Raw genomic sequence first — 21,534 nt, 5'->3', positions numbered from 1 at the left:
CACGGGAAAACCATGAACCCGAATCGGAAATCGTCAAAGCTTTCGCCGCAGCGTCGGAAGGGGTCGGCTTGACGTTTTCGCATATTGATGCGAAGATGCGCGGGTGAGAACGACATTGGATTTACCTGACCCCGTTTTCCGCGACCTGAAGACCAAGGCAGCACGGGATGGAGTGACGCTGAAGGAGCTTGTTAAAAGATTTGTGGAGAAGGGCTTATACGAGAAGCCAGTGGAAAAGGTAGTGGTAAGGAGTCCGCTGCCGGAGCCTCTGCGGAGAGAAGGAAGAGCCCTGATGCCAGCCCTCACCAATGCCGAGATCGAAGAAATCTTCTTCAGGGAAGATTTGGAGCGAAGCGGATATGACCTGTCGGCGGTCAAAGGAAGCCTCTTCGGAGACACTCCTTGAGGATGATAGATCTCCCCGATGTAAATGTCTGGGTGGCCTTGTCCTACGACGGCCACCCTCACCATTCACGTGCCCAAACTTACTGGCAAAGCGAACGCGCCGAGCAGGCCGCATTCTGTAGCGCCACTATGATGGGAATGTTGAGAATCCTAACGCTAAACGGGCCAATGGACGGCAGACCTTTTACGCCGCGAAGAGTTTCTGAGAAATATAGCCAACTTTCGCTGCTTTCAGACGTCGGTTTCATTCCCGATTCATCCACTGTCCGATCGCGCATCGGATCTTGGGCTATGGAGCCCTTCTTCACCGGCAAGCTCTGGACCGACGCTTGGATCGCCGCGCTGGCGATGGAGAACGGCTGCCGGGTGGTCTCTTTCGACTCGGATTTCGGCAAGTTCCCGGGCCTCCAGTTCCTGCACTTGGCACCCTGAGGAAAATACCATCCGGATTCCGCTTGTGAGTCGGCCCGGCCCTCCCCTACCGTCCGCGCGCCGCACGGGCCGCCTACCCGGCGCGCCTGTCCCGTGCCCATGAAAGCCATACTCGCCCTTGAAGACGGCCGCCTTTTCGAAGGCCGTGCCTTCGGAGCCTCCGGAACCACCACCGGGGAAATTTGCTTCAATACCTCGATGACCGGGTACCAGGAGGTCATCACCGATCCCTCCTACCGCGGCCAGATCGTCGCGATGACCTACCCGCAGATCGGGAACTACGGGATCAACCCGGAGGACGCCGAATCCGCCGGCCCGCACGTCCGCGGCTTCGTCATCGGCGAGCTGTCGCCGGTCGCCTCGAACTGGCGCTCGCGGATGTCCCTGCCGGATTACTTCACGGAGCACGGCGTGGTCGGCATCGAACACGTCGATACCCGCGCGCTGACCAAGCACCTGCGTTCCCGCGGGGCGATGCGTGCCTGCCTGACCACCGAACTCGATTCGGAGGCCGCGATCAAGACGGCCCTGGCGTCCCCCTCGATGGAAGGCATGGACTACGTCCACGAAGTCTCCACCGAAAAAGGCTACGAGTGGCTGGACGATTCGCGCCGCTTCGCGCTGCCGAATGCCTCCGCCAACCAGCTTGAGACCTATCTCGAGCTGCCGCCGGTGCGGCACCGCATCGTCGCCTTCGATTTCGGGATCAAGTGGAATATCCTGCGCCGCCTGCGCCAGGCGGGCTTCGAGGTCGACGTGGTAAATTCCCGCGCCTCCGCCGAGTCCGTGCTGGCGAAGAATCCGGACGGCATCTTCCTCTCGAACGGCCCCGGCGACCCGGCGGCACTCGGCTACATCCACGAGGAGATCAAGAAGCTGATCGGCAAGAAGCCGGTCTTCGGCATCTGCCTGGGCAATCAGATCCTCGGCCACGTCTTCGGCGGCACCACCTACAAGCTGAAGTTCGGCCACCGCGGCGGGAACCAGCCGGTGAAGGACCTGCGCAGCGGCCGGATCTCGATCACCGCCCAGAACCACGGCTTCGCGGTCGATCCCGATTCGCTGCCATCCAACGTTGAGGTGACCCACCTGAATCTCAACGACGACACCGTGGAAGGCATCCGCCACAAGGAGATGCCGGTCTTCTCCGTCCAGTATCACCCGGAAGCCGCCCCCGGCCCGCACGACGCGAGCTACTTCTTCGAGGAGTTCGCGGCGTTGATCGACCAGACGAAATAAGCCCAGTGAGCGAAATCATCCGCGACCCCGAGACCATGGGTGGAATACCCGTGTTTCGTGGCACCCGGGTGCCAGCATCGACGCTCTTTGACTATCTGGCCGGCGGCAGTCCCTTGGCCGAGTTTCTCGATGACTTTCCCTCGGTCAGTCATGAGCAGGCGCTCGCTGCATTGAATGAGGCGCGGCATGCCTTGATCCCCGAGACCGACGATTCCTGATTCCCTTTCACACGCTTCCATTCGCGGTTAAAAAATAATGAACACCATCGTCAGCGGTCTCCAGTGGGGAGACGAAGGAAAAGGCAAGATCGTCGATTACCTCACCGAATCCGCGGACGTCGTCGTGCGCGGTCAGGGCGGGAACAATGCGGGGCATACGGTGATCGCGAAGGGGGTGCGCTACATCCTCAACCTGCTGCCTTCCGGGATCCTGTGGGATGGCAAGGTCAACGTGATCGGCAACGGCGTGGTCGTGGACCCCGTGGGCCTGCTCGCGGAGATCGAGCGGGTGGAGGCGCAGGGCGTTTCCATCACGCCGGAGAAGCTGCTGATTTCGGACCGCGCACACGTGGTCCTGCCGCTGCACAAGGAACTGGATGCCGCCCGCGAGGCCGCCCTGGGCGACCGCAAGATCGGCACCACCAAGCGCGGCATCGGCCCGACCTATGCGGACAAGATCAACCGCTGCGGCCTGCGCATCGCGGACCTGCTGGATGAGCCTTACTTCCGCGAGATGGTCGGCCACCGCACCGCCGAGGCGAATGAAGTGCTGGAGAAATTCGGCCTGCCGACCTTCGATGCCACGCAGCAGGCGGACGAGGTCTTGGCGGCCTTCGCCCGGCTCCGCCCGCACGTCGCGAATACCATCGCGGTACTTCACAAGGCATGGAAGGCCGGCAAGACGATCCTCTTCGAAGGTGCCCAGGGCACGCTGCTCGATGTCGATTTCGGGACCTATCCCTTCGTTACTTCTTCGAACACGACCTCCGGCGGCTCCTGCACCGGTACCGGCCTGCCGCCAACGGCGATCCAGCAAGTGATCGGCGTCTGCAAGGCCTACACGACCCGCGTCGGCTCCGGTCCCTTCCCGACGGTGGATGAAGGCTTGTCCGAATACCTGCATGGTCTCGGCCGCGAATTCGGGGTCGTCTCCGGCCGCCCGCGCGGCTGCGGCTGGCTGGATGCGGTGCTCCTGCGCCACGGCTGCATGGTCAATGGCGTGACCGGACTCGCGGTAACCAATGTCGACGGACTCGACAACTACGAGACCCTCCGTATTTGCACCGGCTACGACATCGATGGCACAATCCACGAATTGCCACCGGCCGACCGCCACGCCTGGGACCGCGCCGTCCCGGTTTACGAGGAACTCCCGGGCTGGCAGCAGGACACCACCGCCAGCACCGCCTACTCGGATCTCCCGAAAAACGCGCAGGCCTACCTGAAGCGCCTCAGCGAACTCTGCGACACGCCGGTGAAATTCGTGGGCGTCGGCCCGGACCGCGCCCAGACTCTGGTCGCTTGAAAAAATAGCCGCAGGATCGTCACCGAAATTTCGCGCGGTCCTGCTCCGTTTTTCAGGAAAGGCTCACCGGAGTTTCATTCACTGGCTCTGAACTTGGCCCCGTTCATGTTTAGTTCCCCCGCCCCGCTACCACTCCCCACGATGTCCTCCACCTCCGACGTCCCGAACCACATCGCCATCATCATGGATGGCAATGGACGCTGGGCGAAGGAACGCGGCCTGCCGCGCCGCGAGGGCCACCGCGCCGGCGCGGAATCGGTGCGGGAGTGCGTCGAGGCCTGCAAGGAGCTCGGCGTGAAATACCTCACGCTCTACGCCTTCTCCTCCGAGAACTGGAACCGCCCCGCCGCGGAAGTCATCGCCCTGATGACCCTGCTCGAGCGCTTCCTGGAGGAAAAGGCGGAGGAGATGATGAAGCAGAACGTCCGGCTCACCGCCATCGGCCACCTCGACCGCCTGCCGGAAAAGACCCGCCGCAAGCTCGACAAGGCGATCCAGCGCACCTCCGGCAATACCTCGCTGACGCTGGTACCAGCCCTCTCGTACGGCGCGCGGGAGGAGATCGTCGAGGCTGCCCGCTCGCTCGCCACCGATGCCGCGGCCGGCCGGCTCGATCCCGCGAAGATCGACATCGCGACCTTCGCCTCCCGCCTCTACACCGCGGATATCCCGGATCCCGACCTGCTCGTCCGCACCTCCGGCGAACTGCGCGTTTCGAATTTCCTGCTCTGGCAGATCAGCTACTCGGAGATCGTCATCTTCAAGAAATTCTGGCCCGATTTCCGTCAGGCGGATCTCTTCGAAGCGGCGCAGGAGTATGCGAGGCGGCATCGCAGGTTCGGGGGATTGTAAGGGTGTCGGGATTCGACAGCCGCGGCGCTTCAAGGACGGCTCTACCGCTGGGAGCGCGGAGCCACCGGCCCGCAGAGAGGTCCAAGCGGTTCCGGTTGTGGGGAACGCACGCAGTGAAGCGATGGCGGTATCTATACGCATCGCGTGAACTGCCGGGGCGACAAGGGATTGTTCTGCGGGCCAGTGGCTCCGCGCTCCCAGGGGAAGAGCCGTCCGTGCCACCGGCATGAGCCCGTGACGCCCGTGCTTTTTCCCAAAGCTCTGCAAATAATTGTCCACGCCTCCCTCCGGCCCGGTGTTCTACTCTGAAAACACCCATGAAGGACACCGACGGCCAGCTCCTCCAATCGTTCGCGACCGATCGCGACGAGGATGCCTTCCGTCTGCTCGCGAAGCGCCATCTCGGCCTGGTCTTCCACACCGCCCTGCGCCGCACCGGGAACCGACCGCTGGCCGAGGAGATCTGCCAGAACGTCCTGCTGGCCATGGCCCGGAAGTCCGGCACGCTGGCCAAGGAACCCGGGTGCCTGCCCGGCTGGCTCCACCGCGCCACCCTCTACGAAGCCTCCAAAGCCATGCGTGCGGAATCCTCCTACCAGCGGCGCAAACAGCAGGGCCAGGATGAAACCGCTGCCGATGCCGACGCCAATTTCACCGACCCCGCATGGTGCGAGGCGCTGCCCCATCTCGACCTCGCGCTGGACAAGCTGCCCGAGGCCGACCGCCGCATCATCCTGCTGCATTACTTCGAGGGCCATCCCTTCCCCCGCATCGCGGAGCGCCTGGGCAAGAACCTGACCGCGATCCAGAAGCAATCGCAGCGCGCGCTCGAAAAGCTTTCCCGCATCCTGCGCACGAAGGGCATCGCCCTCTCCGTGACCGCGCTCGGAGCGGGACTCGCGACCCAGACCGCGAAAGCCGTCCCGGAGGCGCTTGTCCACTCCGCCAGCAGCTTCGCCATCGCAGGTTCAACCACTCCCTTCGCCTTCTCCCTCACCGCCATGCTCGCGTCGAAATCCAAAGTCATCGTCCCGCTCGCGCTGCTGCTGCTCGCCTCGCCTCTGGTGCTCCAGCAGTTCGCCATCGCCGGGGAGAGGACCCGCCTCCAATCGCTCCGCGACTCCCTCGTCCTCTCTAACAAGACTTCCGGATCCGGTGATTCCCGCAACGCCCTGCACGCCTCGACCGCCACCACTTCCGGCAGCCTCGACATCATGGTACTGGCGAAGGAGCAGGCGGACGCCGAGCGGATCGGCGGTGAAACCCAACGCCGCTTTTATGCCAAGTTGAAGGCACTGGACAAGGACACGCTCGCCAGCCTGATCCGCAAGACCGGAGCCGCGCCCCTGGGCAAGGAGAAGAAGGTCCATCTGACCGGAGCCTTGCTCGCCACGATTTCCGAGAGCGATCCCGGGCTCGGCGTAGCGGCCGCGGTGGCGGGTCTGCCGGAGGGTCCTGTGCTGGCGGATATCATCTTCGAGACCGGCGTGGATACCACACTCTCCGGGTGGGCTGGGAAGGATCCCGCAGCCGCCATAGCCTGGTTCCGCGGCGCGAAAGATCTACCCAAGCTCAACTCCCGCCCCTCCAATTTTACCGGCCTTGACTCGCCTAACGGGCGGGAACGCCTGGAAACTTATCTCGTACATGGCTTGATCATTTCCACTGCGTCTCATGCGGCGTCCTATTTGGGAGATCTGCCCGAAGCCGAGCGCTTGCAATTGATCGAAAAAACCATTCAAAATTTGTGCCTCGCCAATATGCGCGATGCGCTTCCGGGCGATTGGTTGGCCCCCTACTTGCAGATCGTGCGCGATATCGTCCCGAGGGAAGAACAGGAACAAATGGTCGCCAAGCTCGGGTCGGGCACCGACTGGAAAAGTCTGACGCAAGTGCTGGCGGGTGCCGGGGCGAGTCCAACGGAAACGGCAACCCTCGCCCGGTCGGTGGTCCAGATGGAGTTCGGCCGGTCGCGCATGAATCGCTGGCACTACGGCAATCCGGTCCCCTTGGACCCCGGCATCATCGGATGTCTTGAGGAACTCGTTCCGGGCCGCGGGCAGGAAATCATTGCCGAGGCCCGAACCGCCGCCGATCGGGCCGGCTTTCAAGAGGCCGCCGATCTGTTGACCAAGGTGCGCGCCGGATCCGCCCTACCCGAGTCGCATGTATTCTGGATGCTTACCGGGCAGACCGATCTCTCCAGCCACTTCGCCGAAGCCCTCGAGCTTGCGGGCCGGATCGAGAATCCCGAACTCAGGCAAGAGACCATCAATCGCCTGAACGCCAAGGCCAAAGTCTATTCTGCTCCGTGACAGCCAAGCACTTCATCATTCCGGTCGCGGCAGTTGCCTTGGCCTGTGGCACGGCCATTTACCAGCACCGGACACTCGCCGCGCTGAAGGAGGAGACCCGCTCCCTGGAGAGGTCGTCCGCGAACCCGCAGTCGACAGCTCGATCGGTGCCGCCTCCGGCAGCAGATCCGCCGCTGAGCCGCGAGGAAAGCACAGCCCTGTTCCCGGAGGCCGAGGCGGCCTTCCTCGCCATCGCTCGCTCCGACGACTATACTCAGGATAAACGGGAGCGGTTCTTCCTCGCCACCCGGATGTGGGAAGTCTCAAGCCTCGTTCGTTTGATCGAGGCACTGAAGAAGCACCCCGATCTCCCGCCGCAATACAGGCAGGACTTCGAGATCTTTTTTGCTTCCCTCCTGATGCAGGAGCAGCCGGCGAAGGCAATCGCGCTGATGCAAGACATGCCCGGGCTGGCCTCTAACGGGAACCTGCTTTCTTCCGCCTTCGGGCAATGGCTGGCCGAAGATCCCGCGACCGCCGCGCGATGGTTCGAGACGGAACTCGGCAAGGACAATCCCTTGACGGCCGATTCCAATCTCCGGCGGCAGGCCATCCAGGCCCTGTTCCGTGCGGACCCGGATCGCGGCGTGGATCTCGCACTCTCCATCCTGCCCGCCGTCCCGGATGCGAAGGAGATCAACAAGCTGGCGGCGGAGACCGTCGTCACGCTGGCCGACGAACGCGAGCACGCCAGCTACCTCGCCGCCCTACGCCGCGCCGCGGAAAAGTCTCCCGGCAATCCCCTGCTGGAAAAGATCCGCGCCGCCTACCTCAACGAGCTTCCCGCAAAGCTCAAGGTCTGGAGCTTCAACGATGTCACGGCATTGGTGGATGGCGAATTGAGCGCCACGGAAAAACTCGAGACCGCGCGCAATCTGTCGACCTTTTCGGAACTCGATGTTCCGGAGAAGTGGGCGGACTGGTTTGCCAAGATCGGCGGCAGCTTGGACGAGACGCACCCGGCCAGGAAATATCTGCAGTCATGGTCGCTCGTGGACTATCGCGCCGTCGGCCGGTGGCTGGACCAGTATCCGGCCGGCGAGGTGAAGAACGAGCTCGTCCGCGAGCACGCCGGCCGCATCCGCGATGCCGCTCCCGAAGAGGCCGCCCGCCGCGCCGCGACCTTGCCCGCCAGCCCGCAGCGCGAGGAGCTCTTCAAGGCGATCTACACCTCATGGCAAGCGAAGGATCCGGAGGCTTCGGAACGCTTCGCGGTGGATAATGGCCTGGCGGAGTAGCGGAACGGCTGCGGCGTTCCGGCTGGGGGAATCCACCCCGGAAGACTCCGGGCGCTCCATGACAGGACTCCCGCCACCGGAGCGCCGCAGCCGTTCCGCTACCCACATGCCAAGGTGCGGGGCTAACGCGTCAGCGCCTGGGAGCGCGGAGGCACTGCCCCGCCGATGGCCACGGCTAATGGGACTCGATGCGGAAGAAGGCGGCGTTGTCCGGTGAAGAGAACTGGAACTCCAGCTTGCCCGCGCCGTTGATGGTGGTGGCGGTGCCGGCACCGTTCATCGGGAAGGCGAGGAAGGGTGCGGTGAGGTTGGGTGACTTCTGCACACCCATGGTGAGCTTGAACTTGCCGGTGCCCGGATCCTTCGCCAGCAGCGGCACGCCGATGTTGAGGACCTGCACCTGCGAAAGGCTGTAGAGGCTGTAGGTGTTCGGCGAGCTGATCACATCGTTCCGCCCGGTCGTGCCCGCCGCTCGCTTTCAGGACCTATCTGATGGAGCGAATCTTTCCGGAGAAACGGACGGAAGGCGGTCTTGCCAATGCCTGGCATCGCCCCCATTCTTCTACCACCGCGAGGAGGCCGCCGATGAATATGCCACACCTCCACCGCTGGCACCTCTCCTTCGTGGTTCGGAGATGGCGGCATCTCTTCTGGGTCCTGCCGCTTCTGGCACTGCTGATCGGGACCGCTCTGGAGTGGAAAGAATACCGCAAGCGTTTCCAGACGATCGGAGTCATGCAATTGCACCCCGAGTGGCTGGCAGGTTCTGCATCTTCGTCGGGCGCAGGCCTCCGTGGATTTCGCGAGCTCGCGCTTTCGGATGAAGTCTTGGGAACCGTAGTATCCGACGCCAACTTGCTTTCCGGCTCGGAAACGAAAGAAGAGAGCATCGCAGAAATCCGTCCGCTGATCATGGTCGACCCGGTTTCCGGAACTCCGCTCGCCGAGATCAGGATCAAAGGGAAGAAGACCTCCCGCACGGACCAGATCTGCAAGGCGTTGATCCGCGATCTTGCCAAGCGGGCCGGAGAGATCGATCTCGCCGCCCACGAGAAGGCGTATCAAAAGGTCAAAGAGCGCCGCGCCGAGCTGATCCGGGCCGTGCACGAAAAAAAGGCGGAGATCCTCGGATCAACTCCGGACCCCGCCGGTAGCCCGACCGATCGAACCGCGGCAGCCGACCGATCTCAGCTCAAGCAGATCCACGCGGAATTTGAGCAGGTAAGTCTCGAGTTGATTGAGAAGCAGGCTCCGCTCCTACCCGGTGGTCGGGACTACATCCGGGAGCTGCCGCAGGCCGCGCCCAAATGGTTGAAGCGTGACTTTCTAGGGATCGCCACCCGGGGGGTCCTGTGGATCGGCTGGAGCATCGTGGCCGCATTGGCGCTGGCTTACGTTCTGGAACGGCTGCTTCCCGGCCGGCGGCGAGCCATCGATGAAACACAGGAATCTCCGGACCCATGAGCGATCCTCACCATCGCCGCTGGCAACTTTCCTTCGTGGTGATGCGCTGGAGGCAGCTCTTCTGGCTCTTGCCGCTCGCCGCATTGCTGATCGGGACGGCAGTCGAGTGGCGGAAATACCTCAAGCGCGATCAGGCGACTGGTGTTTTTCAGAACAACGCCCGGAACGGGTGGCCAAGCCTTGAAAAGATTCGAGATATTATTCTCTCCGATGAAGTCCTCGGAGCGGCAAGCATCGACGCCTTCCTGCTCGGCGACTGGGGCACGAAAGAGGAGTGTATCGGCAGGCTGCGGCCGATGATCGAGGTCGAGCCCATTCCAAGAACCACGCTGGTTGAAATCACGGTCAAAGGCAGAAAGACCTTCCGCACCGTCGCCATTTGCGACGCCTTGATGGATCGCTCCGCTAAACACGCTCGGGAGCTGCAGGACCGGATGTTCTTCGACGCGGTAAAGCCAAGGGAGGCAAAGGTGGATGAGCTCGGAGCGGCGATTCACGCCAAGCAGGTTGAAATCGCCAGATCCTCCGCCAGTGTCGAATGGCAACTGCAAGCGACACGGGAGCTCACCGAAATGGAAGCGGAACGGCAGAACATTCTCAATTCCTTGATGACAGTGACAGGGTGCGTGTTGACCGAAGAGCCCTTGATCATCCACGAGCGACCGATTCCTGTAAGAGCCCACTCCTGGCGGGATTTCGTCGGACCGGCGACTTGGATCGCCGCCGCCGTCTGTATTGCCATGATGGCGGCAGTGAGTTCCGCCTATCTCTTGGAGCTATTTTTCCCTCGGGCGCATAAGCAGCGTCTGCTTGCCGCTTTCCCGCCGATTTGACGTCTCGCCCCGGCCTTTTGCATGTCCCGGAAAACTGCGGAATCGAGAGCCCTTCGTGCGGAATGAACGCTTCGAGATCCGGCAAAACCCATGAATCCCCTTCATGGCATGCGCAAATACCCTGACATAGCCTCTGCTTGCGCTTGTCAGAAGCGGCGCGCATGGTTGCCCTTGCAGCAACCCATGGCCGAAGCCCCTCCGGAACAGACGATTCTGATCGTCGATCAAGACCACGACTTTCTCGAGTGGGCGACGAAGCATTTGACGGCACAAGGTGTTAGAATCTTGCGCTGCGATAATGCGGACAACGCCGTGAAGGTGGTCGAGAAAACCACCGTCGATCTGGTGGTGGCGGATATCCAGCTCCAGCCCTTCGATGGCTTGGAGCTGCTGTCGCGGATCCGCCAGATTTCACCGGGCACCCTGGTGATCCTGACCGCGGGCTTCCCGAGCACCGGCCAGGTGATCGAGGCGACCCAGCGCGGCGCGCACGACGTGATGGGCAAGGAGGCCCTGCCCTTCGAGCTGCGTCCGGTGGTGGAGAGCGCGCTCCAGACCGCCGACGACCGCCGCTCCGCCCACCAGCCCGCGGCCGAGATGCCGATGCTCGATGGCCGGGTGAAGATCATCGGCGTCTCGCGCGCCTTGCAGGATGTTTTCAAGATCGTCGGCCGCGTCGCCCGCTCGGATGCGCCGGTTCTGGTCACCGGCGAGAGCGGCACCGGCAAGGAACTCGTCGCCAAGGCGATCCACGAATACTCGCCGCGCCGCCAGCAAGAGCTGATCGCGATCAACTGCGGCGCGATCCCCGAGAACCTTTTGGAGAGCGAGCTCTTCGGCCACGAGAAGGGCTCCTTCACCGGTGCCATCGCGCGCCGCGCGGGCCGCTTCGAGCAGGCCGATGGCGGCACGCTCTTCCTCGATGAGATCGGGGACATGCCGCTGTCCGTGCAGGTCAAGCTGCTGCGCGTGCTGCAGGATGGCAGCTTCTCCCGCGTCGGCTCGAACGAGACCTTGAGCGGTGACGTGCGGATCGTCACGGCCACCAACAAGGTGCTTTCCAACGAAGTCGCCGCCGGCCGCTTCCGCGAGGACCTCTACTATCGCCTGAACGTGGTCGAGATCCGCCTGCCCCCGCTGCGCGAGCGCGCCGAGGACATCCCGCTGCTCGCGGAATTTTTCCTGCAACGCATCACGCGCAAGAACGGCATGGCGCGCATCCGCCTCTCCGCGGAAGCCATCGCCGCGCTGCAGGTGCACCGCTGGCCGGGCAATGTCCGCGAGCTGGAGAATACCATCGCGCGCGCCTGTGCCTTGGCTTCCTCGACCGTCCTGCTGCCCAGCGATATCCCGCTGGCCGCCGCACCGGGCTCGGAGAAGGGCGCGCTGCGGCAATCCCTGACACGGATGCTCGACGCCGTGCCTGCCGGAGAAAATGCCATCGCCTGGTTCACCCGGGAACTCGCCAGCTGCGCCCTCGACCGTCACGACGGGGATTTGAAGGAAGCCGCTTCCGAACTGGGCATCGGGGCCTCGGATCTGAGGAAGATCCTCGCCCCGGGTTCGCAGTCCTTGGCATCGGCAGGGGAGCTGTAAGTAGGCTGCCGTGGCGCTTCAAGGACGGCTCTTCCACTGGGAGCGCGGAGCCACCGGCCCGCAGAAGCTTCCCTCGTTGCCCGGCAATTCACGCGGTGCGCGTGGATACCGCCGTTGCTTCACTGCATGCCTTTCCTGCACCCGACCTCGCTTGGACCACTCTGCGGGCCGGTGGCTCCGCGCCCCCAGCGAAAGAGCTGTCCTTCCTGCAAACTCTTCTCCGCTAGCCATCCTGCCTCTCCCGCGCTAGCCTCGCGGCATGCCCTTCCGCCGCACGGTGACCGTTCTGCCGCTGCTGATCGCGCTTGCCGCGGCGGCCGCTCCGCAGCCGGACACCATCCCCGCTTACAAGGATGGCCTCGATGCCATGGCCGCCCAACTCTGGGACGTGGCGTCGACCCGCTTCGAGGCTGCGCTCGCCACCCCCGATCTCGACGCCGCTGGCCGCCGGACGGTGCTGCTGCGCCTGGCCGAAACCGGCATCCGCGCCGGGGATGCGGAGTCAGCTCTCAAAATCCTGGCGGACCCGGCGCTGGCGGGCGATCCGGACCTGCCCTTCTGGACCTCCCAGGCACTCGCCGCTTCCGGCAAGTTCGCCGAGGCGCTGGCCCTGCTCGACGGGACCACCACCGCCCCCGCTGCGCCACACCGCCGCGAGGCCCTCTTCACCCGCGCCGCGCTCCAGGTCACCTTGGGCGACCCTTCCAGCGCGATCGCAGCCTTGGAAGTCCTCTCCAAGGAGAACGATGCGCCCACCGTCCTGCGGGCCAAGATGGACTGGGCCGCGATCCTTCTCGATCAGGGCAAGCCCGAGCTGGCTCTGGCCAAGCTCCCGCCGCCGGACCCGAAGATGATGTCGCAGGAGAAGGCCCGCTCCGAAATCCTCCGCGCCCGCGCCGAACTCGGAAAAGGCGAATACAAGGCGGCCATCGCCCTCTACTCCGCCGTCCTCCAGAAGAGCGACGATCCCGCATTCCGCCTCTATCGCACCGACGCCGCCGCCGGCCTGGCCCGCGCGCAACTCGCCGCGAAAGATCCCGAGGCGGCGACCGACGGACTGCTCGCCTTCATCGAGCAAGAGCGCGATTCCCCGCGGTTCGGCGAAGTCTTCACCCGCCTGCTCGAGTGCCTGCCGAATCCCCCGACGGTGGACGATATCATCCTGATGCGGCTCCGCGAGTGGTGTCCGCCCCTGCCCCTGGCCATCGCGCCGGCCGGCCTCGCCGAAGGCTCCGGCACGCCCTCCACGAATGCCAGCGCGGCGGTCTGGCCGAGCGCCCTGGCCGCGCCGGACGAACTCGCCACGCAGGCGTTGTTTCATCTGGCGCTCGGCCTGCGTCGCGAGGGCTCGGCCGAATCGAAGGCCGGCGCGCGGCGCTTGCTGGTGCGCCTGCGCACGGAATACCCCGCCCATCCGCTGGCCAGCCGCGCCCTGTTAGAGACGATCCGCTGGGATCTGGAAGACAACCGCAAGCCACAAGCCGCCGCCGCGCTCGCCACGCTGGAAGACAGCGCCGTCGCCCCCTCGATGCGCGCCGGGGCCTCGCTGGCTGCCGCCTCCTCCGCCTTCGCCGGCGGGGACTTCGCGCTCGCTTCCACGGAGCTGGACAAGGCCGCCGCACTGCTCGATGGCGAGGCGCTGCGCAAGGTCACCCTGAATGCCGCCATCACCCGTCTCGCGGCGGGCGATCTGCCGGCCTTCGACACCCTGGCCGGTGCCCGCGGCAAGGACCCGCGGATCGCCGATGACATCGCCCTCGAGCGGGCGCTCTTCCTCACCGCGCAGCGCGATCCCGGTGCCCTCGCCGCGCTCGACAAATTCATCCTCGATCACCCGCAGCACGCACGGCTGGCGGAGGCCCGTCTCGCCGCCGCCCACGCCGCGCTCGATGCCAATCCTCCCGATGTCGCCTTCGCGAAGGCCCAGCTCGGAAGCATTCCCCAAGACCAGACCGCGGCTCTGCCCGCGGCGGACCTCGCCCTGGCCCGCATCCGCATCGCCGTCCGCGAAAAACGCTGGGAGGACGCCGCAGCCCTTGCCGAGACCTTCTTGAAGGACCATCCGGACGATGCCGCTGCCAATGCCGTGCGCTACGAACTCGGCAACGCGCGCTTCGAAAACAAGGACTACAACAAAGCCATGTGGGAGCTGCGGGAGCTGGCGACGAAACACCCGCAAGACCGGCAAGCAGATCCCGCGCTCTTTCTCGCGGCGCGCGCGGCGGCCCTCGGCGGCACCAGCCAGGCCCAGGAGCAAAGCCTCGTGCTCTACGACCGCCTGATCGCGGGGAAGGGCCCGCTCGCGGACGTCGCACGCATCTACAAGGTGCCCGTGCAGATCTCCCTCAAGCGTCTCGATGCCGCGGTGGCGGACTTGCAGCCGTGGTTCCAGGGAATGAAGAAGGGCGATCCGCTACGCGTGACCGCCGGGCTTCTGTTAGGCGATGCGCTCTACGGCAGTGCCGGCAGCGACAGCGCGAAGCTGGAGCGCACCATCGCGCTCTATGAAGATCTGTTAGGCAGTCTGCCCGCCTCCTCGGAAAGCCGCTTCGAAATCGAATTCCGCCGCGGCCTGGCCATCGATCAGCCGAAGACGCCGGAGGCCATCCGCAAGGCCTGCGATGTCTACTACTCGGTGCTTCAAGCCGCCGCGAAATCCCCGCCCGCGAACTGGCACTGGGTGGACCAGTGCGGTGCCCGTGCGCTCTTGCTCCTGGAAAGCCAGCAGGACTGGAAAGGAGCCATCGGCGTGGCGAAAAAGCACGCCCTTCTCGGCAGCCCCGGCGCCAAGGAAGCCGCCGCCCACGCCGCCATCCTCCAGCAGGAGCATTGGGAGTGGTAACCGCAGGAACGGTTCTTTGAGGTAACCGGAAGGATTCCAACGGAAAGCGGCCATTGGCACGGGTTCATACCCCTACCACTTTCGGCCCAATCCGCCACCTCTGCATTGACTCCCCGCCCCCTCCCGCACCTTCTGCGGATGGCATGAAAGACCCATTTCTTCGCGTCTACGTAAATTCCTCACCCTGAAACTTTTTCACCGGAATTTGCCAAGAAATCACCCTCCGGCCCGACTTGCTTGGTGAAATCGGCGGATAAGGGGGTTGAGGACCCGCAACCACCACTGCCGGCTTTCATCACCATCAGTCAGCACGTCATGAAATTCATCATCTTTCCGCTCCTCGGCCTCCTGGGCACCGCCGCGTCGAACGCACAGGTCAAGCCCGGCTCGATCAACCCGCTCCTCTTCGCAGCCACCATCACCACCGAAAAGACTCCAGTCGAACAGAACCTGCCGCAGGGTGCCAAGCGCCGCATCTTCTCCACCACCGCCGTCCGCTTCCTCAACCGCGATATCCTCGAAGCGATGCGCGTCGGCAGCCTGCTCGATGGCTCCATCATCGGCTGGAGCATCGCCCGCGTGGCCGATGCGAATGGCGTGGGCAATATCTACGCGATCAAAACCGGCAAGGCCGCTGTCGCCGTGCCCGCAACCCTGCTGACCCAGCCTGCCGCCCAAGGCACCGCCTCCACTGGCAATGTAATCGTCCCCGCCACCGGCTCGCAGCGCCCGAACCTGATCCGCAAGACCTATGCCACGCTCAACGTCCGCGCGGGCGCAAGCTCGGCCTCCGGCACCCAGACCCTGAAATTCGGCACGGTCAAAGTCGGCAACGCCAACCAGGTCATCGCCACCCAGGTCGATAACTTCACCATCACCGGCAAGAGCAATACCGGCACCGGCATTGTCGCCGGCACCTACCGCACCCAGCGACCGCAGCTGGCAAATCTGATCGTGCTCTTCCCCGGCGCCACGGTGCCCTGAATCGAATTAAGCTTCATCCTCTTCGCCTCGCCGCCTTCCCTCCTCCGGCGGGGCTCCCCCCCCAGCTCACTCCTCGTCCTCATGAAAAGATTGCTTCTCCTTCTCGGTCTCGTCGCATGGGTCGTCGCCATCGTCCTCCTGCCGCCGAAGTCGCGCCCGGATGCCTCCGCCGCTCCAGCCAAGCCCGCCGAGGTGAAAGTGCGGGCACGCAGCCTCCCCCCTCAAAAGACCGCCGCCGCCTCTGCCGCCGCGCAAGCCGCCCTCGCCGATCCCGAACACTTTGAAAACGCCCGCACCCTCATCGATGCCGCGGTCGTCACCTACTCCCCGGAGGGCGTGAAAGCCATCCGCCCCTTCCTTCTCGATCCTGATCCCGAAGTCCGCACCGCCGCCCGCGATGGCATGGTGCAGCTCGGCGAGGGCGACGCGATTCCCCTCCTCCGCGACGCCGCTACCAAGCTCAAGGACCCCGCCGAAATCGCATCCCTTCAAGAGGCCGCCGACCTGCTTGCCCTGCCCGCATGGTCGGACACCGAGGAAGCCGCAACCGTCGCCGCTGACATCCGCGATCAGATCGAAGAAGAGTGAAGGAAGCGCGGTCCATCGAGCCTTCGGGAAACTGGCTGGCAGAGCTCCTCGTGCGCTACGAGAAGCCCCTGCTCAAGCACGCCTACGGCCTGTGCTCGGACCGCGAACTCTCACGCGACGCGGTACAGGAGACATTTTTCCGTCTGATCCGCACCCGCGAGAAAGGCATGCCGGAGAATCTCACCGCCTGGCTCTTCACCGTCTGCCGCAATGTCCTGACCGACCATCTGCGCCGCCAGAAGGTCGTGCAATTCGGCTGGGACCTCCCGGACATCGAGGATGATTCGGATCCCCCCATCCTCGCCCTCGCCAAGGGCGAGCGGGAGGAAAAGCTCGCCGCCATGGTCGCCGAACTCCCGGAGCGCGAACGCGAGCTGGTGCGCCTGAAATTCCAGGTCGGCCTCTCCTACAAGGAGATCGAGGAACTCACCGGCATCTCGCAGGGCAATATCGGCTACTTCCTCCACCGCGCCGTAAAGGAACTCAAGGACCGCTGGCAACGCGAAGGAGGTGAGGGATGAGCGACCCCTTCGAAGACTTCCTGGAAGAAGCCCTCGGCACCCCCGATCTCGAGCTCGGCCACGACATGCGCCGCCGCTTGCTCCAAGCCGCCGTGGCGGATGAGAAGACCGGGCCCCTCGACAACGTGATCGCGATGGACCGCGGCGATCCGGACCTGACCGCGGGCTTCGCCTGGCTGGTAGGGGAGGCCCCCGCCACCTCCACGCTCATGGGCCGCATGGTCGCGGATCAGACTTTCCTGGAGACGCTCGATGGCGAGCGATACTTCCTCCGCACGCTCCGAGCCTCCCTCCGGTGCCGCACCGCGGCGACCGTGCCCCCCGCCCGCCGGACCTGGATCCCGGCGGTGGCCATGTCCGCAGCCGCCGCCCTCGCCCTGGCAGCCGGAGCCCTCTTCTGGAGCCCCGCCCAAGCGCCCGCCACCGCAGTCGCCACCACCGGCAGCAGCGCGCCCGCAGGCAGAGGAGAAACCACCGCTTCCGCCACGCCGCCCGCAGTTTCCACCGCCCTCGAAAGCAGCGGGACAGCGGCAGCTCCAGGCTCACCCGCCACGGAGAACATCGCTTCCCTTGATCTTCCTTCCCTCCCCGAGCCCCGCGGCACCGGCCGCTCGCTCGATCCCGGCGATCCCCTGCTCACCGGACCACGGTTCGATACCGCCCTCGCCCTCGCCGCCGCGGAAGCCATCGTTCCGGAACCCATCCTCGCCACCCTCGGCGGCGGCATGGCTGGTGGATACGACAGCACCGGCGATCCGGAGATGGCGCTCGCATCGCTCTCCGGCACCTCTTCCGCCTTCACCGTGGGCGGCATGAGCACCCTCGGCGGCGGTCGCGGCGGCTCCTCCGCCACAGGCCCCTCCTTGATCGGCAGCGGCGACGGCGGCGGCCGCGACGGCTCCATTCCCGAACCCGGCGGAGCCCTCCCCGTCATGCTCGGCTTCCTCATCCTGCTCCTCAAGCGCCCCAAGCGCGCGAAGTAAGACAGCGCCCTTTCCGGATATCTCTTCCACTGATCACTGATCACTGATCACTCGGCACTCTGCCTTTTTCTCCCCTACGCACTCGCGTACGTAAAACCACGCGATTGCGTGATGCACGGTATTTCGGAAGTGTGAATAGTGAGGACTGTTAAAGGCAATCGCACACACACCTTCCCAATGACCACTCAAGAGCGCATCAACCAACTTGCCACCAAAGCCCTTCGCGCCGCTCCACCGACCGCGGCCGCCCCGCAGCCCGTCACCTTCATGCCCTCGTTCGACAAGCTGAAGGCCGCCGAATTTGTCACCACCCCGGTTGTCGCCCCGGCCCCTGTCGCCGCTCCGGCACCTGCCCCGCCCAACGTCGTTGCCTTCACTCCTTCCTTAGAGGTCGTTTCCCCGGCCAACGAAAGCGACCCGGAACTCAAGGAAATGCTCGATAGCCGCGACGGCCAGCGCTCGAAGCGGGAGAAGCGCAACAACCGCCTCGCCACCGCCGCCCTCTTCCTGCTCTTCGCCACTGGCGGCACCTGGCTCACCGTCTCGCCCACCGCCCGCGGGAAAGTGGGCACCCTTGTCACCGCCGTGCAGCAGAGCGGCAAGGACGTGAAGTCCCTCACCGGAATCATGGGCACCTACGAGAAGCAGCTCGACAAGGTCGCCGTCCAGGGTGCCCGCATTGATGCCGCTTCCCTGGCCCTCGGCGCCGATCCCAACTCCAACGCCTCCGCCCAAGACGCCTCCATCTCCAATGGCATGAACGAGCTCACCGGCGAGGGCGGCGGCCCGACCGTCATGGAGCGCGATGCGAACCTCCAAAAGAAGTTCGGCATCGTCGGCAAGCTCGGCAAGGACATGGCCCCCAAGACCGGGAAGGCCGGATCCGACGTGACCTTCTAACCCGCTTTCCCCGTCCCGGAAAAATTCACCTCCCGCTCAAAAAATCGTCCGCCCGGCTCATCCCCGTGCGGACGATTTCGTTTTCACTCCCAAGGACCAGCCCATCCCGGATTCCAAATTTCAGATCTCAAATCTCAGATCTCAGATCTCAGATCTCAGATCTCAGATCTCAGATTCCTTCCGCCTTCCCACTGATCACTGATCACTCGGCACTCTGTCTTCCCCCGCGCTCCTCTCCGCGGCCTCTGCGCCTCCGCGTTTCGTTCGCTTCAAAACTTCGACGTTCGATGTTGGACGTTCGATGTTTGATGTTCGCACTCCTGCCCTTTCCCTCTCTCCCCGGCGCAGCCACAGACTGATTTATGATTAAAAGATTAGTGATTAGTCATTCGCCCCCAAGGCGCCACGCCTCCCGCGAAAGCGTAATACCCCGGCGTCCCGAAATCTGAATAATCCTCACTGTCACCCGCCACCTTCATCGACATGAGCACTCAAGACCGAATCAACCAGTTGGCCAGCGCGGCCCTTCGCTCCTCTCCGTCCGCCGGAGCCCCGAAGCCCGCCACCTTCATGCCCTCCTTCGAGCAATTGAAGGCCGCCCAAGTCGCCACCCAATCCGTTCAGGTGCCCGTCACCCGCATCGGCGTCGCCCTCAATGATTTCGACCTCGCCTTCGCCACTGTCGTCCCGCGCCAAGGCTGAAGCGAAGCGCCCCGGCACGAATCGATCAAGCCTGGGTTCCCGGCTCGATCTTCGTCTTCGCCCGGGCCTCTTCTAACAAGCGCGGATTCGCCTCCAAGAGATCGGCGAGAGCGCGAATGACGGCCAGCGTGGGCCGGGAGACGTGGTGCTCCATTCCTTCCACGTCGCGATAAATGGTCGCCTCCTCCAATCCAAAGAGGCGCAGGAAACGGGTGAGCGTCTCGTGGCGATCGATGATCGCGCGGGCAATGCGGTGCCCCTCGTCCGTCAGCACCGTCCCGCGGTATTTCTCGTGCTTCACCAGCCCCTCCGTGTCCAGGCGGCGCAGCATGTTCGTCACGCTCGCTTGGGAGATCCCGAGATTCTTCGAGATATCCACCGCCCGCGCATAACCCTTCGTCTCGATCAGATGCAGGATCTGCTCGAGATAGTCGTCCATGGCGACCGAACCGCTGGTGCGCTGGGATCTTGCGGGCACGCGCAGAGTGGAAGGTTCCCGCGCCCAAGACACAAGACGGGAATCCGCGGCACCGCACATCCCCTACGGACCGGCCCCACTGGGACCACCAGGCACCGCCCGGCAGAACGGTCCCCAAACGCCCCCATCACCCCGGTCCAGGTTCAGGACATAGGTAACACGATTGGTTCAGGACATGGGTAACACCTGGCCTCTCCGTTTTCCCTCTGGGAAGGTGGGGGATGCCGTGGAAAGAGACCCCTAAAATGGACCTTAAAATCGAATTCGCCTTGAAGGCGATCAAAAGCGCCGACTTCAAGGCGCCGTGCGCCGAGTATGGCATCAGCCGCAAGACCGGCTACAAATGGCAGGCCCGCTTCCTGGAGCACGGGATGGCGGGGATGGAGGACCGCAGCCGCCGGCCGCATGCCAGTCCCGACGGGCTGGCCGAAGCCGTGGTTTGCGAGATCGTAAAGCTCAAGCAAGCGCACCCGCACTGGGGACCGCGCAAGATCCGCGCCCTTTACGGGCGCAAGCACGCCGGGGAGATCCCGTGTGAAAGCAGCTTCAAGCGGGTCCTGGAACACGCCGGATTGACCGTCCCGCGCAAGACCCGGGCGGCGCGCGACGGAGGCCGCATCGCCTCCGGGCTCAAGGCGGAAAAGCCCAACGAGATCTGGACCATCGACTTCAAGGGGTGGTGGTTGGGAGCCGACGGGCAGAAGGTCGAGCCGCTGACAGTGCGGGACGAACATAGCAAGATGCTGCTGGAAATGCGGGCGCTGGAGAGCTCGCGGACCGCCCCGGTGCGGGCCTGCTTCGAGCGCCTGTTCGAGCTCCACGGCCTGCCCGGTGCGATCCGCAGCGACAACGGCCCGCCGTTTGCGACCCATGCCGGGCTGCTGGGATTGAGCAAGCTCTCGTGCTGGTGGCTGGCCCTGGGCATCGGCTTGGAGCGCAGCCGGCCGGGCTGCCCGCAGGACAACGGCGCCCACGAGCGGATGCACCTCGACATCAGCCGCGAGCTGCAGGCCGGGCGGATCGGCCGCGACCAGGCCGCCTTCGACGTGTGGCGGCACGAATACAACCACGAGCGCCCCCACGAGTCGCTCGGCATGAAGATGCCCGCCGAGATCTACATCCCCTCGGCGCGGCGCTATGAAGGCACCCCTGACGAACTCGACTACGGCGGGATGGAAACGCGCCGGGTCAATCCGCGCGGCGGCACCATCAGCCACCGCGGCGAGAAGATCCTCATCAGCACTGCCCTGGGCGGCTGGAGCGTCGGGCTGTCGCCGCGGCCCGACGGGCTGATCGAGGTGTGGTTTGCCGGGCTGCTGGTAGGCCATCTTGATGAAACGACCGCCAGCTTCGCCGCCGCCCGGCCGGGCGGCGGCGAAGCTGGCCAACCCGTCGCTGAAGTGTCACCCTGAACCCGAACCGTGTTACCCATGTCCTGAGCTAAAAGTGTTACCCATGTCCTGACTGCGCCCCTTCGACGTTCGATGTTGGGCGTTCGATGTTGGACGTTCGATGTTCGATGTTCGATGTTCGCATTCCCGTCTTCCCACTCCGCACCTCCGCGCCCTTCTCCGCGACCTCTGCGCCTCCGCGTTTCGT

General features: G+C 64.5%; 21 protein-coding genes. 19 read left to right on the top strand and 2 right to left on the bottom strand.

The genetic code is table 11. The annotated features are described in order from the left end of the window. The first annotated feature begins 103 nt into the window (after positions 1 to 103). From ABWK72_RS21800 to ABWK72_RS21765, 8 genes are all read left to right on the top strand, one after another. Positions 104 to 406, top strand: a complete 303-nt coding sequence (locus tag ABWK72_RS21800) for a hypothetical protein (protein ID WP_367871691.1) — start codon at positions 104 to 106, stop codon at positions 404 to 406. 2 nt (positions 407 to 408) lie between these two features. Beyond that, entirely contained in the window at positions 409 to 837 is a 429-nt protein-coding gene (locus ABWK72_RS21795) for a TA system VapC family ribonuclease toxin (RefSeq protein WP_367871690.1), read from the top strand. 99 nt (positions 838 to 936) lie between these two features. After that, on the top strand, positions 937 to 2,076 hold the full coding sequence (carA, locus tag ABWK72_RS21790; protein WP_367871689.1) for a glutamine-hydrolyzing carbamoyl-phosphate synthase small subunit: 1,140 nt from the start codon (positions 937 to 939) through the stop codon (positions 2,074 to 2,076). Between the two features lie 5 nt (positions 2,077 to 2,081). Further along, positions 2,082 to 2,294, top strand: a complete 213-nt coding sequence (locus ABWK72_RS21785) for a DUF433 domain-containing protein (protein WP_367871688.1) — start codon at positions 2,082 to 2,084, stop codon at positions 2,292 to 2,294. Positions 2,295 to 2,328: 34 nt separating this feature from the next. Next, complete coding sequence (locus ABWK72_RS21780; protein WP_367875367.1) at positions 2,329 to 3,600, top strand: adenylosuccinate synthase; 1,272 nt, start codon at positions 2,329 to 2,331, stop codon at positions 3,598 to 3,600. 141 nt (positions 3,601 to 3,741) lie between these two features. Further along, positions 3,742 to 4,452 (top strand): isoprenyl transferase, encoded by a 711-nt coding sequence (locus ABWK72_RS21775; protein WP_367871687.1) that lies wholly within the window; start codon positions 3,742 to 3,744, stop codon positions 4,450 to 4,452. 317 nt (positions 4,453 to 4,769) lie between these two features. After that, positions 4,770 to 6,767: an RNA polymerase sigma factor gene (locus ABWK72_RS21770; protein ID WP_367871686.1), complete on the top strand. Its 1,998-nt coding sequence runs from the start codon at positions 4,770 to 4,772 to the stop codon at positions 6,765 to 6,767. Then, a complete protein-coding gene (locus tag ABWK72_RS21765) occupies positions 6,764 to 8,044 on the top strand; it encodes a hypothetical protein (RefSeq protein ID WP_367871685.1) in 1,281 nt (426 codons plus the stop codon). Before ABWK72_RS21770 ends, ABWK72_RS21765 begins: the two co-directional genes overlap by 4 nt. Before the next feature lie 175 nt (positions 8,045 to 8,219). Here ABWK72_RS21765 and ABWK72_RS21760 read toward each other — a convergent pair whose 3' ends face one another. Next, positions 8,220 to 8,489 carry a hypothetical protein gene (locus ABWK72_RS21760; protein ID WP_367871684.1) on the bottom strand — a complete coding sequence of 90 codons (270 nt, stop codon included), beginning with the start codon at positions 8,487 to 8,489 and terminating at the stop codon, positions 8,220 to 8,222. Positions 8,490 to 8,779: 290 nt separating this feature from the next. Between ABWK72_RS21760 and ABWK72_RS21755 the strand changes: the two genes are divergently transcribed. The 10 genes from ABWK72_RS21755 (at position 8,780) to ABWK72_RS21710 (ending at position 19,457) form a co-directional block, all read left to right on the top strand. Next, on the top strand, positions 8,780 to 9,508 hold the full coding sequence (locus ABWK72_RS21755) for a hypothetical protein (RefSeq protein ID WP_367871683.1): 729 nt from the start codon (positions 8,780 to 8,782) through the stop codon (positions 9,506 to 9,508). Next, entirely contained in the window at positions 9,505 to 10,341 is an 837-nt protein-coding gene (locus ABWK72_RS21750) for a hypothetical protein (RefSeq protein WP_367871682.1), read from the top strand. The genes ABWK72_RS21755 and ABWK72_RS21750 overlap by 4 nt, the downstream gene beginning before the upstream one ends. A gap of 183 nt (positions 10,342 to 10,524) precedes the next feature. After that, positions 10,525 to 11,937, top strand: a complete 1,413-nt coding sequence (locus ABWK72_RS21745; RefSeq protein ID WP_367871681.1) for a sigma-54-dependent transcriptional regulator — start codon at positions 10,525 to 10,527, stop codon at positions 11,935 to 11,937. 259 nt (positions 11,938 to 12,196) lie between these two features. Then, positions 12,197 to 14,779, top strand: coding sequence for a tetratricopeptide repeat protein (locus tag ABWK72_RS21740; RefSeq protein WP_367871680.1), 2,583 nt, complete (start codon positions 12,197 to 12,199; stop codon positions 14,777 to 14,779). Positions 14,780 to 15,094: 315 nt separating this feature from the next. Beyond that, on the top strand, positions 15,095 to 15,763 hold the full coding sequence (locus tag ABWK72_RS21735; RefSeq protein WP_367871679.1) for a hypothetical protein: 669 nt from the start codon (positions 15,095 to 15,097) through the stop codon (positions 15,761 to 15,763). Positions 15,764 to 15,844: 81 nt separating this feature from the next. Next, on the top strand, positions 15,845 to 16,351 hold the full coding sequence (locus ABWK72_RS21730; protein WP_367871678.1) for a HEAT repeat domain-containing protein: 507 nt from the start codon (positions 15,845 to 15,847) through the stop codon (positions 16,349 to 16,351). After that, positions 16,348 to 16,872: an RNA polymerase sigma factor gene (locus ABWK72_RS21725; protein ID WP_367871677.1), complete on the top strand. Its 525-nt coding sequence runs from the start codon at positions 16,348 to 16,350 to the stop codon at positions 16,870 to 16,872. Before ABWK72_RS21730 ends, ABWK72_RS21725 begins: the two co-directional genes overlap by 4 nt. After that, the gene (locus tag ABWK72_RS21720; protein ID WP_367871676.1) at positions 16,869 to 17,855 is read left to right on the top strand and encodes a hypothetical protein; all 987 of its coding nucleotides are present in this window, start codon (positions 16,869 to 16,871) and stop codon (positions 17,853 to 17,855) included. The genes ABWK72_RS21725 and ABWK72_RS21720 overlap by 4 nt, the downstream gene beginning before the upstream one ends. 177 nt (positions 17,856 to 18,032) lie before the next feature. Beyond that, positions 18,033 to 18,755: a hypothetical protein gene (locus ABWK72_RS21715; protein ID WP_367871675.1), complete on the top strand. Its 723-nt coding sequence runs from the start codon at positions 18,033 to 18,035 to the stop codon at positions 18,753 to 18,755. 483 nt (positions 18,756 to 19,238) lie between these two features. Beyond that, positions 19,239 to 19,457: a hypothetical protein gene (locus ABWK72_RS21710; protein ID WP_367871674.1), complete on the top strand. Its 219-nt coding sequence runs from the start codon at positions 19,239 to 19,241 to the stop codon at positions 19,455 to 19,457. Positions 19,458 to 19,482: 25 nt separating this feature from the next. Here the strand turns inward: ABWK72_RS21710 and mntR are convergent, their stop codons facing one another. Beyond that, a complete protein-coding gene (mntR, locus tag ABWK72_RS21705) occupies positions 19,483 to 19,935 on the bottom strand; it encodes a transcriptional regulator MntR (protein WP_367871673.1) in 453 nt (150 codons plus the stop codon). A 245-nt stretch (positions 19,936 to 20,180) separates the two neighbouring features. Here mntR and ABWK72_RS21700 point away from each other — a divergent pair, with 245 nt between their 5' ends. After that, positions 20,181 to 21,347, top strand: a complete 1,167-nt coding sequence (locus tag ABWK72_RS21700; protein ID WP_367871672.1) for a helix-turn-helix domain-containing protein — start codon at positions 20,181 to 20,183, stop codon at positions 21,345 to 21,347. Positions 21,348 to 21,534: the final 187 nt, after the last annotated feature.

The sequence above is a fragment of the Luteolibacter sp. Populi genome (genome assembly GCF_040801775.1).
GTDB lineage: Bacteria > Verrucomicrobiota > Verrucomicrobiia > Verrucomicrobiales > Akkermansiaceae > Haloferula.
The sequence above is the reverse complement of the archived record's forward strand: the minus strand, read 5'-3'. Positions and strand labels throughout refer to the sequence as shown.

Excerpts from the sequence above, each read along its gene's own strand:
- ABWK72_RS21795 (WP_367871690.1), top strand. The coding sequence starts at position 409 with ATGATAGATCTCCCCGATGTAAATGTCTGGGTGGCCTTGTCCTACGAC.
- carA (WP_367871689.1), top strand. The coding sequence starts at position 937 with ATGAAAGCCATACTCGCCCTTGAAGACGGCCGCCTTTTCGAAGGCCGT.
- ABWK72_RS21775 (WP_367871687.1), top strand. The coding sequence starts at position 3,742 with ATGTCCTCCACCTCCGACGTCCCGAACCACATCGCCATCATCATGGAT.
- ABWK72_RS21770 (WP_367871686.1), top strand. The coding sequence starts at position 4,770 with ATGAAGGACACCGACGGCCAGCTCCTCCAATCGTTCGCGACCGATCGC.
- ABWK72_RS21755 (WP_367871683.1), top strand. The coding sequence starts at position 8,780 with ATGCAATTGCACCCCGAGTGGCTGGCAGGTTCTGCATCTTCGTCGGGC.
- ABWK72_RS21750 (WP_367871682.1), top strand. The coding sequence starts at position 9,505 with ATGAGCGATCCTCACCATCGCCGCTGGCAACTTTCCTTCGTGGTGATG.
- ABWK72_RS21745 (WP_367871681.1), top strand. The coding sequence starts at position 10,525 with ATGGCCGAAGCCCCTCCGGAACAGACGATTCTGATCGTCGATCAAGAC.
- ABWK72_RS21740 (WP_367871680.1), top strand. The coding sequence starts at position 12,197 with ATGCCCTTCCGCCGCACGGTGACCGTTCTGCCGCTGCTGATCGCGCTT.
- ABWK72_RS21735 (WP_367871679.1), top strand. The coding sequence starts at position 15,095 with ATGAAATTCATCATCTTTCCGCTCCTCGGCCTCCTGGGCACCGCCGCG.
- ABWK72_RS21730 (WP_367871678.1), top strand. The coding sequence starts at position 15,845 with ATGAAAAGATTGCTTCTCCTTCTCGGTCTCGTCGCATGGGTCGTCGCC.
- ABWK72_RS21720 (WP_367871676.1), top strand. The coding sequence starts at position 16,869 with ATGAGCGACCCCTTCGAAGACTTCCTGGAAGAAGCCCTCGGCACCCCC.
- ABWK72_RS21715 (WP_367871675.1), top strand. The coding sequence starts at position 18,033 with ATGACCACTCAAGAGCGCATCAACCAACTTGCCACCAAAGCCCTTCGC.
- ABWK72_RS21710 (WP_367871674.1), top strand. The coding sequence starts at position 19,239 with ATGAGCACTCAAGACCGAATCAACCAGTTGGCCAGCGCGGCCCTTCGC.
- ABWK72_RS21700 (WP_367871672.1), top strand. The coding sequence starts at position 20,181 with ATGGACCTTAAAATCGAATTCGCCTTGAAGGCGATCAAAAGCGCCGAC.